The 528-nt window shown below is 42.0% G+C and carries 1 rRNA gene; it reads left to right on the top strand.

What is annotated here, in order from left to right:
• Nucleotides 1-528 (top strand): 23S ribosomal RNA (locus IE124_RS36440); the annotation flags it as partial.

Below are 528 nucleotides of genomic sequence, written 5' to 3'. Positions count from 1 at the left end.
TAATCGATGGAAAACTGGTTAATATTCCCGTACCATATGTATATTGCGATGGGGTGACGGAGAAGGCTAGGCGAGCCCAGCGGTGGTTGTCTGGGTAAAAATATGTAGGTTTAGAAATTAGGTAAATCCGATTTCTTAATAAAACTAAGGTATGAAACGAAACTAACTTATTAAAGTTAGTGAAGTCGTTTATGTCATGCTTCCAGGAAAAGCCTCTAAGCTTCAGATTACATATGACCGTACCACAAACCGACACAGGTGGTTAAGTAGAGTATACTAAGGCGTTTGAGAGAACTCGGGTGAAGGAACTAGGCAAAATGGCACCGTAACTTAGGGAGAAGGTGCGCCGAATTATTGTAAAACCTATAAACAGGTAAAGCAAGAATCGGTCGAAGATACCAGGTGGCTGCAACTGTTTATTAAAAACACAGCACTCTGCTAACGCGTAAGCGGATGTATAGAGTGTGACGCCTGCCCAGTGCTGGAAGGTTAATTGAGAGGGTAAGCTATAACAAGCAAAGCTCTTAA

It is taken from the genome of Streptomyces narbonensis, from assembly GCF_014649015.1.
GTDB classification, from domain to species: Bacteria; Actinomycetota; Actinomycetes; order Streptomycetales; family Streptomycetaceae; genus Streptomyces; species Streptomyces narbonensis.
The sequence above is the reverse complement of the archived record's forward strand: the minus strand, read 5'-3'. Positions and strand labels throughout refer to the sequence as shown.